Genomic DNA, 12926 nt, shown 5'->3' with positions numbered 1-12926 from the left:
GAGCCGAAAGCAGTTGGTAGTTGTTAGGAAAGCAGTTGCTACAAATAACCAGTAATCAATAACAAATAACAACTAACAAATAATAACTAACCACTAACTTCTTTTTAAGACCGCGATCGAAATTCAATGACATCTTGCTTAATAGTCACATCTTTATTACCAAAAAAGTCGTGACCCAACAGTCCGATTTCTAGGGATGGCGAGACAGCGACAACTACATTGTTAACGGCCAGACCACCTGCTTCCATAGAAGTCAGGCGACCGAGGGGAAAAGTAGCCACTCCGTTGGGAGTTTGTGCTTGCACTGTGCCCTGGAGAACAACCCCCAAGGCTTTAGCCATTGCTGGTGTAATTACTGTGCCACTAGCTCCAGAATCTACCATCATCTCGAACTTTTGTTTGCCGTTAAACGTGACTTCTATGACGGGGATATTAGCCTCCCGGCGTTTGATTTTTGCCTGAAACACTCCCGACTTTGCTGCCGCCGAAGTGGGCGGAGTCAATTCTTTGGGGAGAAAACCGCAGACTGATTGGCTGAGGTTGACGGTTCGGCCTGACGAGCTCCGCATGAAGCATCCCTCACTTTCTTGAGCCACTGCTGGCGAGGAGTTGGCAACACTTCCTACTAAAATTGAACTGCTCAGAGAAATAACTCCTGCTAACACCAGTAAAGGTTGGCGCAGGTTTTGAGGGATGGGTAGAGGCTTTTTTGAGTTGGAGAGTAAAGGCAAGGGAGATTTGCTGGCCATAGTTTGATTAAACGCAGTAGCTCGATCGTAACAGCGACAACTGCCTTTTGGTATAGATATAGAATTTCCGCCCGCATCCTAAGCTGCTGGCAGATAAATTGCTGGCGCGGGGGAGATGGAGAGTTTGCACTTATAGCCTTTCTCAGTAACATGAGGTGCACGCTTTATAAGCGGGCATAGGGCATAGGCCTCCGTGGGCATAGGCCTCCGTGGGCATACCTCACCAAGATTGAGAACTGCTGTATGGCTGCTTTTTGATTACCTGTGGCATAAGTGCCTTGCTTTTGCGAACCATTGCACAAATTAAAATAATATCTGTACATTGCCGACTAGCATCAAATCCCTGGCAGTGGTAAGAATTAAACCAAACGAAAGTAATTAAGGATGCCATGTCACTTTCAACTGCACAACCCGCTCTCCTAGTCCTGGCTGACGGTACTGCTTACCGCGGCTGGTCTTTTGGCGCTGACGCCACCGTCGTTGGCGAGGTAGTATTTAATACTGGAATGACGGGCTACCAAGAAGTATTGACCGATCCCAGCTATTGCGGTCAAATTGTAACTTTTACTTATCCAGAATTGGGCAATACCGGCGTAAATCTTGAAGACGAAGAATCCTCGCGCCCGCAAGTTCGGGGTGCGATCGCCCGGAACGTATGCAGTCGCCCCAGCAACTGGCGCTGCTCACAATCTCTGCAAGACTACCTGAAACAGTACGATATCCCCGGAATTTACGGGATCGACACCCGCGCCCTGACTCGCAAGATTCGCACGGTGGGAGCGATCAACGGCGGCATTTCGACGACGATTCTCGACCAGGCAGAGCTTTTGGAGCTAGTGCAAGATGCCCCCAGCATGGACGGGCTGAATCTGGTGCAGGAAGTCACCACTCGCGAGGTTTACGAGTGGTCTGAAGCCACGGACTCGGTTTGGGAGTTCAGTCCTACAGTCAAACCTGCTAACGGCCAAATGTGGACGGTGGTAGCGCTAGACTTTGGGATCAAGCGCAACATCCTGCGGCGTCTGGCGAGTTACGGGTGTCGGGTCATCGTTGTCCCGGCTGACACGTCGCCGGAGGAAATCCTCAAATACAACCCGGACGGCATTTTTCTGTCCAACGGCCCCGGAGATCCGGCGGCGGTAACGGAAGGGATCGCGACTGCGAAAGCTTTGTTAAAGTCGGACAAACCCGTATTCGGCATCTGCATGGGACACCAAATTTTGGGACTTTCCTTGGGTGCAGAAACTTTTAAACTGAAGTTCGGCCATCGGGGATTGAATCATCCAGCGGGTTTAACTGAGCAAGTAGAAATTACTAGCCAAAATCATGGTTTTGCGATCGACCCCGATTCCTTAGCCCCCGAAGTAGAGATTACTCATCTCAATTTGAACGATCGCACCGTAGCCGGATTGAAGCATAAAACTCTGCCGCTGTTCTCAGTGCAGTACCACCCAGAAGCCAGTCCGGGCCCGCACGACGCCGATTATTTATTCGATCGATTCGTGCAGTCCATGCGAGACAATCAGAAAGTAGCCAGCAGTAAGTAGTCAGCAGTCAGCAGTCATTAGTCAGTAGTCCTCAGAGGCTGTTTGTGTCGATCGCTTCTGACTAATGACTAATGACTAATGACTAATGACTAAAAAACTGTAGACAAAATACCAAAAAACTCCTATAATGAAGCCTCGACTTTAAGCAATATCTAGCTAGGAGGGTGTCATTTCTGAGTCATTGACCCTGACCGTTAGCCTCAGAGGCACTCGCGAAGTCAGGAATAACTGTCAGTTATTTCGCCTGACGGGCCTGCTGGACGCTTTTTCTGAGGCCACTTTTCGGAAGGTAATAAGCAAATGTATTGACGAGGGCCCAAAACACGTAATTTTGGACTTGTCTCAGATAGACTTTGTGGATAGTTCAGGCTTGGGCGCACTTGTGCAGCTTGTCAAAAAAGCCCAAACCTTGGAAGGGACATTGCAAATTGTCTCAAATCCCCGCGTAACTCAGACTGTTAAACTGGTTCGCTTAGAGAAATTTTTGTCTTTGCAGCCTTCGGTTGATGAGGCGGTAAAAAACGTCAAGGATGCTTGACGCCAAAGTGAATTAAATTAGCTATCCGGTTCTCAACGCTGGATAGCAAATTTTTATTTTTGTGCGGGTAAAACAATACCGATTTTCCCAGAAGCTGCGACACGCGCCAGCGGCTATTTCCCCGATTCCTAGAGTTTCGGTGGATGGGCAGTAAAATATGTGTGGCAAACACGCGAAAAAATGGTATAAGAAGTAGAGCATCCCGATGATTGTAAAAAGCCTTTTTTAGGAGTGCGATCGTCGCGCCAAGCTTTGCCTATATATCTCGTTTCGCGATCGGACAGCGAACACTCCTGTAAAAGCTATAATTGCTGAAGTAGTGAAAGACGCAATAAGTAAGTGACTAGAAAAACCAAGCTGTGCGGAAGTTTTATTTAAAAAAGTATGTCGCCGATCGCAGATGACGGACTCAAACTGAGTCTGACGGATATCAGTTTAAATCGAGTGCATCCTGCGAGGGCTACACCAGCAGAAATAGAAAGAATTTCGCCCGCAGCCTGGGCATATTTGGGAGATGCAGTGTACGAACTCTACATTCGGAGTTCGTACTTAGTCCCGCCCAGAAGATTGCAAGCTTATCACGAATTGGTGGTGGGGCAAGTACGAGCCGAAACTCAAGCGCGTCACTTGCGATCGCTCTCTCCTTACTTGAACAGTACAGAATTAGCAATTGTCAAGCGCGGCCGCAATGCTGCTGCAGGCCGTTCTAAGCGAGCAGATCCAGAGATATACCAACAAGCCAGCAGCTTAGAAACTTTGATCGGATATTTGTATCTCACCGATCCCGAAAGATTGACCGAGATTCTGGCACTTTTAGAACTTGAGAATGAAATGATTTAGCAGTTAAGAGTTGGGAATGGGGAGGGATGAATTAACCATCCTGGCACGGCTAACATAAAACCGCAAAAATCTCGATCGGCAAAACAAGATTTATCAGTTATTAACTAGCTATTTGAACACAGCAAAATCCTTGCTCCCTCGCTAGACTATCTCAAATCTCAAAGCCCAAAGATTGCTCCCTCAATCAAGAATCTCACATCTACAATCTACAATCGACTAGCCTTCAGCCAAAACCTTTTGACCACAAGAAACCAATGAGAAAATTTACCAAACCCAACTTTTCGCGATCGAATTCCGACAGCAAGCCATTCAAAAGCGAAGGCCGCCGTCAGGACTCACAACCATCCTCTCCCCGCTTTGAACGCAAGCCCCGTCCCGATACTCGCGGAGTAGACGCCCCTCAAAAGCGATCGACCTTCGCCCCGCAATCGCGAGAAATGCCCGTGCGAGCAATTTTCAAACGGAGAGTCGATTCCGACAGCCAACCGGAAATTCGCAGAAATAATCATTTCAAAGACAGAGACAGCAGCCCGCAGGAATCCCGCGGCAATTATTACCAAGACAGAGACAGAGATAGCAGCCCGCAGCCGGCCCGCAACAATTTCCGAGACAGAGACAGAGACAGCAGCCCGCAGCCGGCCCGCAACAATTTCCGAGACAGAGACAGAGACAGCAGCCCGCAGCCGGTCCGCAACAATTTCCGAGACAGAGACAGAGACAGCAGCCCGCAGCCGGCCCGCAACAATTTCCGAGACAGAAACAGAGACAGCAGTCCGCAGGAATCGAGGGGCAATTATTACAAAGACAGAGACAAAGACAATAGCCCGCAGGAATTCCGGGGCAACCATTTCAGAGACAGAGACAAAGACAGAGACACTCGCCCTGTTGACACTGCCTCAAATACAGTCGTGCAACCAGACGCAGACACAGACGACATGATTTACGGCCGCCATGCGGTGCAAGCAGCTTTAGAAACAAACCAAGTCCTCAACCGGATCTGGGTTGTTCCCCACCTGCGCTACGATCCCCGCTTTCACAGCTTGCTAACCGAAGCCAAAGCCAACGGCAGCATCATTGACGAAGTTGACGATTTGCGCCTCGACTACATCACGCGCAAAGCAAACCACCAAGGCGTAGCTGCTCAAGTATCAGCCTACGAATACCTGGATTTGAGCGAACTGATCGCAAAGGCTAAGTCGGCTTGCGAAGATCCAGTAATTGTGGTAGCAGAAGGACTCAACGACCCGCACAATCTAGGGGCGATTATTCGCACCGCAGAAGCATTGGGATCTCAGGGCATGGTGATTCCGCAGCGACGGGCTGTTGGGATTACCTCAGCAGTGAGAAAAGTGGCAGCAGGGGCATTGGAAAGCCTGCCCGTGGCGAGGGTTGTCAATCTTAACCGGGCGCTGGAAGAACTCAAAGAGGCTGGATTCTGGATTTATGGCACTGCAGCAGGCGTCGGTCAATCTATAGAGACAGTCAAGTTCTCCGGGCCCACTGTTTTAGTGGTGGGTGGTGAAGCTGACGGTTTGAGCCTTTTGATACAGCGCGGATGTGACGGATTAGTTTCAATTCCTTTAAGGGGCCATACTCCTAGCCTGAATGTCTCGGTAGCAACGGGGATGGCTTTATACGAAATTTACCGTCAGCGCGGGCCCAAAAAGTTTCACGTACACGGATCGTAAAGGTGCTTGAAAAAAAGAGCACAACAGAGTAGTTTATTGTGAATGCTGCCCAGAATTGAGCAGCACCACACCCGGAACAAGTAAGGATAGCCGATCGACTGTCGTTACTTGTTCAGGCGAAAGTAGAAGGGGCCAGCCCCCTAGGTTCAAACAGGAATTCGACACCAATCTATTTAGATATATTTAAATAGGTTTGGATCGGTTCTTGGTAGCAGTCAGCCTCGTGTAAATACCAAAAGCCTAGGCGTGTTCGCAGCACCCTGAAAACACCGTCAAATACATTAGAAAAGCACATGAAAGAATTCTTGATTAGCTTGCTCAATTTTTTCGGATTGGCTTGGTGGGTTGAAGTTAAAACTTCAGCGCCGCGGTGCATTTACTATTTTGGCCCGTTCTTAACCCAGGGAGAGGCGGCAACTGCAAAAGCAGGATATGTAGAAGACATAGAAAATGAAGGGGCAGAAGGTGTTAGTGTTTCGATTCACCGCTGCAAACCAATTACTTTGACAGTTGCAGAAGATTTGGGAAAGCTTGGTGATGGAGGGCTGTGGCCGGTTTTGAGCAGTCAGTAGAAGCAGGGGGAATTTTGAGTTTTGAGAGGGCTACGCTTCCCTCGCAACGCTGTGCGGTTTTGAGTTGTGAGTTATAACTTCAAAACTCTTGAGTGTTGGGTGATAAATTGCTTGTGACAAACTCAAAACTCAACAGTCGCAATTGCCAACTGCTTCGGGGTGACTCTCAATCCAACGATCGATGTCTGCGATTACCCGATCGGGAATTTCCCAAGGGAACAAGTGCGCTGTATTTGGATAACACTGCCACTGACAGTCGTGGAGGTGGCGGGCAGTTTCTAAACTGGATGCTGAGGTGATGTGCCGATCGCCCTCTCCGGCCAACACCAAGCTGGGACAATGAATGTCGCCGAGGTGCATCAGTCGATCGTATCCAGCCCTCAGAGCGGTATTTAACGCCTTGGTGGCCGTGTTGGAAGTCTTGAGGTAGGCGGGGGTACCTGCCTGTGCTAAGTAGCGGTAAGGAGTGGCTGTATGCTGCTGTATCAAGTAGCGAAAGAGCGATCGCCTCGCAAAAGTATCAATATTCCACTGCCAACCCGGTATCACCCAATTTATAATTCCCGCTAAACCGGTGTAAAGGTTATCTTGCCAAGAGATGGGAGGGTGACTTCCTCGCGGTTTTGCTGCGGATGCAAGTAAAATCAAACCGGTGACTCGCTGGGGATATTTCATGGCTAATTCCAGGGCTAAAATCCCTCCCAAAGACCATCCGATCACCAAACACCGATCGACTCCTAATCTGTCTAATAGTGCTTCTAAATCGACCAGATGATCGGTCATTTCAAAGAAAGTTGAGGTGCGGCTGTTGCCGTATCCGCGCAAGTCTGGGGCGATCGTCTGGAACCGCTTTGATAAGTGTTCTGTGAATACCGACATACAATCGCCGGAACCGGGATGGCCGTGCAAGCAGAGAATCGGAAACCCTTTGCCTTTGACGGAAACACTGAGTTTTTGATGCGGCATTTTTTAACTGTTTGGGCGGTGCGCTGTCCCGCGCTATAAATTGTATATTCCAGCCGTTAAAAGCTGGGGTTTCGGACAAGGTAATCGGCAATTTTAGAAATAGACTGGCGCATTTGTAGCTCGCCGCTGCGGCTGTCAATCACAGTCATTACATAGGCTTCGCCGTCAATGCTCATCGCCAAAGTTGTGCCGAGCACCCAGGAATTTTGGCCTGTTTTTTCCCCTAACCACTGAGCTTGAGTTCCTTGCAAGGCGGCAAATCCCAGAGCGTGATCGTACTGGCGGTTGAGAGTTTCTATTAATAGTTTAGCACCGGGTGTTTCGCCGTTGTAAATTTGCACCATCATTTCGGTGAGTTCGTTTGCAGTCACACGGTTGCGACCCGAACCGGGGTTGGATGGCATAATTCTTTCCCCCATCAATTTGAAGTTGACGCGGGTGACTTCGTAGCCACTATTATCTAAATATTGATTGATGTAATCCGAACCTAAATAATCGATTAGTTGATTGGTGGCGATATTGCTGCTGCGATAGATCATTTCTTCTAACAGTAGCTGTAGCGGGTAATTGCGATTGGACGTAATCTTTGCCGATGCGTCTTCGGTGAAATTACCGCGAGTGACTAATACTTCCTGGTTCAGACTAATTTTTTCTTTTTCGACTTTTTGCATCAGGGCGACAGCAATCGGCAGTTTAATTAAGCTGGCTGGACTGATAGGAGGTACATCGCCCCGCAGGTTTACGCATTCTCTAGAAAGGTTGCAAATGCCGATCGAAGCTTGAGCCGACAAACCGCTTTCTCGCGCAAGCGCACCCAAAACATCCGATTTTGCTTGCTGCACTTGAAAGGTTGCTGCTGTTAAATTTTCCCGGTATTCTTGAGTTTTTGAGGCAGTGACGGAAGCTAAAAATGAACTTTGAGGAACTTCCTGCAAGTTGTTGAGGGCTTGATGCCAGAAAAATTGAGTTTGCTGCGAAGATGCGATCGACTTATTTTGCTGCCCTTTAGTTTCTACGGCTCGGTTGGCTAAACGGACTGCTTGCTGTAAGTTGTCGTTAGCCCTCTTTTCTACTAATATTTGAGCTTCCACCGCTTGCAACTGCTGTAGCAGTTGTTCTTGAGGATTGGCGGCTGCGAAGGGAACTAAGCCGGAAAGGATGCTTGGTTCTGGGGAGGGAGATGAGGGTTGTTCTAATTCGGCAATTAGCCCATCGCGAATTTTGTAGAGTTCGTCTAGGGAACGCGGGTTAGATGATTGAGAGAATGAACTTGCGATGGTTAACATCTGAACCAGTCCAATGCCGGCTACTACTGCCGCCATCTTGTTGGCGATCGACAAAAAACGCCTGATCCCTCGCATATTTAACATCCTCAACACAACCAAATTCTATATAAGCAGCTATCGTTACATCAGTCAAACGGTTTTAGATTGGAGATTTGAGATTTGGGATTTTAGCCGTAGCCGTAGGGTGCGTCGCCACCCTTAAATCCTCAAAAAAGAGCGACCATCTCATAGCGACGCACCTTTTATTTTAATGAACCCCGGCAACAACCCTCCGTTTCACTCCGCCCAACATTTTTGTGGTAGCAAGCTTGTTGATAAATGATAGAAGGTGCGTCGCCACAAAATAGTCGATTTAATTTAGGGATTTTTAATGGCGACACACCCTACGAATACTGCTATTGACTAATGACTGCTGACTAATGACTTCTGCCAAAATAAAGGGAGCGATCGCACGAAGGCAATCAACCCCCTCTAAATATTGGGAACTATCTACTTTCTGCGCCGCCGTCGCCAGTCAGCACCCAACCGCTTGAGGTAATCCCAGCCGCGTTGGGGCCAGACATGATCGCTACCGATCTTTTCGGCAATCCAGCGAGCGACTTTGGGGCCTGTCCAGTCTCCGCCGTCGGGGGCAGGGCCTAGCAGGGCTTGTCGCAGTTCTTCTTGCTGTTCAGGATTCAGCAAGGATTTTGCAGGAGGGGGCTGGCGGTCTCCGCTGCGGTTTCTGACAGAGTTAGGCCCTTCTCGGTTATAGCGCTGGACAATTTCTTTGGCGTAGTCGTAGTTGAGGCCTACGACTTGGGCTGCTTGTTTGATAGTCCAATTTCGGGACACTAACAGCAGCAAGTGCCAGCGGCGCGACTCTGTGGTGTTTTGTGCCTGCCGGTAGCGAATTTTGAGTTCCTCTGCCGTCAGGTGGGATTCTAAGTGAGCTTTAGGTGGCATTCCTCCAACGGGGCATCGGGAACTTCTTACCATATATCTTTGGTTTTGGGGATAATTCCGGATGAAATTATTTTCCTGGGGATCGTGGCGGCAAATACCTAGCTTTTTTTGCCACAGAGGTCGGCGGCTGGACGCGGATTGACAAATATTAACAGTGCCTATCCCCACCCCGACCGGGGTGGGGATAGGCACTGTGGCTGTTCTATTTTTGTGGGCTGGTAATATGTTTAGGTGGTATAAACTAGAACTTTCTTGGAAACTCTAGTCGATGGACGTACTCCTAGCTTAGAGGGGTAGATAAGCTGAATCGCATATAAATCGAATACTAGAGATGGGCATCCTGCCCTTGCCACAAGAATCTCATACAAATTGACTGTCAAATTAGATACATAGCAGGTTATTACCCGATGTCTTCTTCCTGTAGAATGAAACTATCACTAATTTTGCTCTAGTGGGGGTAGTGGATGCCTGTAGGATTGCCTGAATTTGTTGAGAACCCGGAAAATCGCTGTCCAGTCCTCCTGTTGCTCGATACATCTGGCTCTATGGCAGGAGAGCCAATTAAGGAGTTGAATCGAGGGATTGCAGCTTTTAAGGAGGACGTACTGAAAGATACGAAAGCCTCCCTGAGTGTCGAGGTAGCAATGATCACCTTCGGCCCAGTGCGCCTGATCCAAGACTTCACAACCATTGACCGCTTCACACCGCCACAACTGGATGCTAGTGGCAAAACTCCAATAGGTGAGGCTATTGATTGCGCTTTGGATCGACTTGAAGCCCGCAAGGAGACTTACAAAGCCAATGGTATTCAGTATTATCGCCCTTGGGTGTTCTTAATTACAGATGGAGCACCGACTGACGAATGCTGGCCATTGGCAGCGCAGCGCGTGCGGGAGGAGGAGGCAAAGCGTCGGCTTTGTTTCTTTGCCGTTGGCGTCAAGGGCGCAGATATGAATACTCTCAAGCAAATAGCTCCACATGAACGTCCACCTCTGTCCCTGAATGGCCTGGATTTTCGTTCTCTGTTTGTGTGGTTGAGTACCTCGATGAAACGGGTTTCGAGTGAGAAGATAGGGGTGGCTGTGGCGTTGCCACCTGTCGGATGGGGTCAAATTACTAGCTAGATGCTGAGGATATTTCGTGGATTGGAAAGCGATCGCACGTTCCGCAACAGGAACGAGCCACAAAAAACAGCAGCTACCCTGCCAAGATTACGGACAATTTATCATCTGCCACAATGTAATCTTGGGGGCAGTTGCGGATGGAGCTGGCAGCGCCAAATATTCTGATGTTGGTGCTAAGTTGACGGTCGAGACAGCACTTAATGAACTCTTGCAGCTTGGGGAGTACACCCTCTATTTGCATTATTCCCCTCTACCTCTCCCTGATGAACAAGCTAGAACAATCTTTACCAATACTTTGAATAAAGTAGTAAAAACTTTGCAAGAACAAGCAGCTAGTAACGATTACTCAGTTAATGACTTGGCTTGTACTCTATTAGTATTCTTGGCTACTCCGAATTGGGTTGCTGCCATGCAGGTTGGGGATGGAATTATTGTGGCGCGTCTTCGGGAAGGAGAACATCAACTACTTTTCCCCCCAGATAAAGGTGAATTCATCAATGAGACAACATTTGTTACATCGGCAAATGCCTTAAACGAGATGCAAGTGCGTGTTCTACCAGGTCAGCAAAAGTTCATTTGTGCATCAACAGATGGACTGGAGCGAGTAGCAATTCGGATGAGTGACTGGACACCTTTTCCGCCTTTTTTCCAGCCACTAGAAGAATATATGATAGAAACCAGTCATCCAGAGCAGGAAGACGAATATATTAAAAATTTCCTTGACTCTGAAAGGCTAAATGCTAAAACGGACGACGATAAAACCTTGCTTTTGTGCCTCTATGACGATAGTAAAGTGAAATGACAGTTCTTATTTGTGCCAGTACAGGTCAACCGATCGCCCTAGTAGAACAGATAGCCAGCAGTGGTGAAGGAACCGTTTGGAAAACAGATCGCAATGGCTATCTAGCCAAGATTTATCATTCTTCACACCACGAGCGGGTTAAGAAGCTGGAAGTCATGGTAGCGAACCCACCCACAGAGCGTAACTCACATCTCAATCATATTTCTTTTGCTTGGCCCCAGGAACTACTGACAGATCGGAATGGTTCGGTGTTAGGCTTTTTAATGCCAGAGATCAAAGATGCAAAAGAATTACTAGATGTGTATAATCCACAGCGTCGTAAGAAGCTGAATCTTGAGGTTAATTGGTATTTTCTCCACACGACAGCGCTAAATATCGCCGCATTTATTCAATTAATTCATGCCAAAGGCTATGTCTTAGGTGACATTAAACCACAAAATATTCTGGTTAATAATCGTACTTTACCTTCGATTATTGATACAGATTCTTTTCAGGTTCGCCATCCTAATACAGGTGAGGTGTATCGCTGCTTAGTGGGTACAGAAGGCTTCACACCTGTAGAACTGTTGGAGAAAGATTTTCATACTACAGATCAAACAGAAATCCATGACCGTTTTCGGTTGGCAGTAATTGTTTACTTACTGCTGTTTGGCGCTGAACCGTTTAAAGGAATATGGGTAGGGGAAGGAGATTCGCCGGAACCGAGTGAACTAATCCGCCAAGGATTTTGGCCTTATGCCCCAAACAGTTTGATCCAGTCGGGACCCGTGACAATTCCCCTTGATATTGTGCATCCTGAGATTCAGCGATGCTTTCTCAGATGCTTTAATGATGGGCATACAAAACCACATTTGCGACCAACTGCTAGGGAGTGGAAGAAAGCACTGGAAGTTGCGATCGCTGATTTAACCGAGTGTGACCAGATTACCAACCATTACTACAGCAAAAGTTATGGTAAATGCTATTGGTGCGATCGGGCAGCCCAACTCGGACTCGATATTTTTCCGGGTGTTCCCAGGGTCAAAATACAGCCTACCGCTACTGTACCACCCTCACCATCAAAAGTTTTTGCAGCCGATAATGTACCAGAGTTGCTGAAGCAAAAAGGAAAAATAATTACCGTTGTAGGTCGAGCATTCAGCACGATTCATAATATTCAAAATAATCATCTTCAGTCTTTTTCTATTAATTTTGATAATCCTACATCTTCAAGCTGCAAAGATGGTAGTTTTAGGATAGTAATTTCGGGCCAAGGTTTGGATAATTTAGCCCAAATTCAAGGAATAAAACCAGAAGAATTAAAAAGTTGGAAAAGTCAATTTATAAAAGTTACTGGTATTTTGGATATTTATCAAGCTAAAAAACGTTGCTTTACTCAAGTTACATTAGAAGATCCTGATCAACTAGAGTTACTCGCTGAGAGTGAAGGTAAAAAGTTACTTGGACAAGTTTTCACTCAACAACCTTCTCCAGTAAAACCTACTCAATTTGCTTCTCAACCATCTGCAAAAGTTAAACCCAAAAAAGTTATATACAATAAATATTCACAAAGGGAGTTAATGGCTATGAACTATTATAAACAGGGAATCGAGTTTACTGCTCAAAATTATCATCATGCTGCTATTGGATGTTATAATCAAGCTTTGAATATTAATCCTAATATGTCCGACTTTTATCGCAGTCGGGGAAATGCTTATTTTTATATCCAAGACTATCAGAGTGCTCAGATAGATTATAGGAAAGCTTTGCACTTAGATCCTAGCGACAAGAAAGCTGAATACAACCTTAGTGTTACTCTTAAGTATCTGAAAATCTTATGAATATTTCGGGACTTGTTGATAATTACTAGAAATATATTCAACTTTACAG

General features: G+C 47.2%; 12 protein-coding genes. 8 read left to right on the top strand and 4 right to left on the bottom strand.

Going from position 1 to position 12926, the window contains the following annotated elements; genetic code table 11:
- Positions 1-104 precede the first annotated feature (104 nt).
- Positions 105-749 carry a retropepsin-like aspartic protease gene (locus tag QUB35_RS09255; protein ID WP_333141421.1) on the bottom strand — a complete coding sequence of 215 codons (645 nt, stop codon included), beginning with the start codon at positions 747-749 and terminating at the stop codon, positions 105-107.
- A gap of 389 nt (positions 750-1138) precedes the next feature.
- On the opposite strand from QUB35_RS09255, the gene carA reads away from it, so the two are divergent.
- The 5 genes from carA to QUB35_RS09230 all read left to right on the top strand — a co-directional run bounded on the left by carA (position 1139) and on the right by QUB35_RS09230 (position 5934).
- Positions 1139-2296, top strand: a complete 1158-nt coding sequence (gene carA, locus QUB35_RS09250) for a glutamine-hydrolyzing carbamoyl-phosphate synthase small subunit (RefSeq protein WP_333141419.1) — start codon at positions 1139-1141, stop codon at positions 2294-2296.
- Positions 2297-2477: 181 nt separating this feature from the next.
- Positions 2478-2834, top strand: a complete 357-nt coding sequence (locus QUB35_RS09245) for an STAS domain-containing protein (protein WP_015176627.1) — start codon at positions 2478-2480, stop codon at positions 2832-2834.
- 384 nt (positions 2835-3218) lie between these two features.
- On the top strand, positions 3219-3674 hold the full coding sequence (locus QUB35_RS09240) for a ribonuclease III domain-containing protein (protein ID WP_333102974.1): 456 nt from the start codon (positions 3219-3221) through the stop codon (positions 3672-3674).
- Positions 3675-3928: 254 nt separating this feature from the next.
- On the top strand, positions 3929-5362 hold the full coding sequence (rlmB, locus tag QUB35_RS09235; RefSeq protein ID WP_333141417.1) for a 23S rRNA (guanosine(2251)-2'-O)-methyltransferase RlmB: 1434 nt from the start codon (positions 3929-3931) through the stop codon (positions 5360-5362).
- 293 nt (positions 5363-5655) lie between these two features.
- Complete coding sequence (locus QUB35_RS09230; protein WP_333141415.1) at positions 5656-5934, top strand: DUF1816 domain-containing protein; 279 nt, start codon at positions 5656-5658, stop codon at positions 5932-5934.
- Positions 5935-6063: 129 nt separating this feature from the next.
- On the opposite strand, the gene QUB35_RS09225 is transcribed toward QUB35_RS09230, so the two are convergent.
- From QUB35_RS09225 to QUB35_RS09215, 3 genes are all read right to left on the bottom strand, one after another.
- Complete coding sequence (locus QUB35_RS09225) at positions 6064-6900, bottom strand: alpha/beta hydrolase (protein WP_333141413.1); 837 nt, start codon at positions 6898-6900, stop codon at positions 6064-6066.
- A 56-nt stretch (positions 6901-6956) separates the two neighbouring features.
- Complete coding sequence (locus QUB35_RS09220) at positions 6957-8261, bottom strand: serine hydrolase (protein ID WP_333141411.1); 1305 nt, start codon at positions 8259-8261, stop codon at positions 6957-6959.
- A gap of 414 nt (positions 8262-8675) precedes the next feature.
- On the bottom strand, positions 8676-9131 hold the full coding sequence (locus tag QUB35_RS09215) for a helix-turn-helix domain-containing protein (protein WP_333057162.1): 456 nt from the start codon (positions 9129-9131) through the stop codon (positions 8676-8678).
- A gap of 464 nt (positions 9132-9595) precedes the next feature.
- On the opposite strand from QUB35_RS09215, the gene QUB35_RS09210 reads away from it, so the two are divergent.
- The 3 genes from QUB35_RS09210 (at position 9596) to QUB35_RS09200 (ending at position 12877) form a co-directional block, all read left to right on the top strand.
- Positions 9596-10255 carry a VWA domain-containing protein gene (locus tag QUB35_RS09210; protein ID WP_333141409.1) on the top strand — a complete coding sequence of 220 codons (660 nt, stop codon included), beginning with the start codon at positions 9596-9598 and terminating at the stop codon, positions 10253-10255.
- A 16-nt stretch (positions 10256-10271) separates the two neighbouring features.
- On the top strand, positions 10272-11057 hold the full coding sequence (locus QUB35_RS09205) for a PP2C family serine/threonine-protein phosphatase (protein WP_333141407.1): 786 nt from the start codon (positions 10272-10274) through the stop codon (positions 11055-11057).
- 155 nt (positions 11058-11212) lie between these two features.
- Positions 11213-12877 (top strand): tetratricopeptide repeat protein, encoded by a 1665-nt coding sequence (locus QUB35_RS09200; protein WP_333141405.1) that lies wholly within the window; start codon positions 11213-11215, stop codon positions 12875-12877.
- Positions 12878-12926 lie beyond the last annotated feature (49 nt).

Source organism: Microcoleus sp. B13-B6 (assembly GCF_036705405.1).
Lineage (GTDB): Bacteria > Cyanobacteriota > Cyanobacteriia > Cyanobacteriales > Microcoleaceae > Microcoleus.
This window is presented reverse-complemented; position numbering and strand designations above follow the sequence as displayed.

Bases quoted from the DNA above. Each gene is read 5' to 3' on its own strand.
- QUB35_RS09240 (WP_333102974.1), top strand. From the start codon at position 3,219: ATGTCGCCGATCGCAGATGACGGACTCAAACTGAGTCTGACGGATATC.
- QUB35_RS09210 (WP_333141409.1), top strand. From the start codon at position 9,596: ATGCCTGTAGGATTGCCTGAATTTGTTGAGAACCCGGAAAATCGCTGT.
- rlmB (WP_333141417.1), top strand. From the start codon at position 3,929: ATGAGAAAATTTACCAAACCCAACTTTTCGCGATCGAATTCCGACAGC.
- carA (WP_333141419.1), top strand. From the start codon at position 1,139: ATGTCACTTTCAACTGCACAACCCGCTCTCCTAGTCCTGGCTGACGGT.
- QUB35_RS09230 (WP_333141415.1), top strand. From the start codon at position 5,656: ATGAAAGAATTCTTGATTAGCTTGCTCAATTTTTTCGGATTGGCTTGG.
- QUB35_RS09220 (WP_333141411.1), bottom strand. From the start codon at position 8,261: ATGCGAGGGATCAGGCGTTTTTTGTCGATCGCCAACAAGATGGCGGCA.
- QUB35_RS09200 (WP_333141405.1), top strand. From the start codon at position 11,213: ATGGTAGCGAACCCACCCACAGAGCGTAACTCACATCTCAATCATATT.
- QUB35_RS09215 (WP_333057162.1), bottom strand. From the start codon at position 9,131: ATGCCACCTAAAGCTCACTTAGAATCCCACCTGACGGCAGAGGAACTC.
- QUB35_RS09255 (WP_333141421.1), bottom strand. From the start codon at position 749: ATGGCCAGCAAATCTCCCTTGCCTTTACTCTCCAACTCAAAAAAGCCT.
- QUB35_RS09225 (WP_333141413.1), bottom strand. From the start codon at position 6,900: ATGCCGCATCAAAAACTCAGTGTTTCCGTCAAAGGCAAAGGGTTTCCG.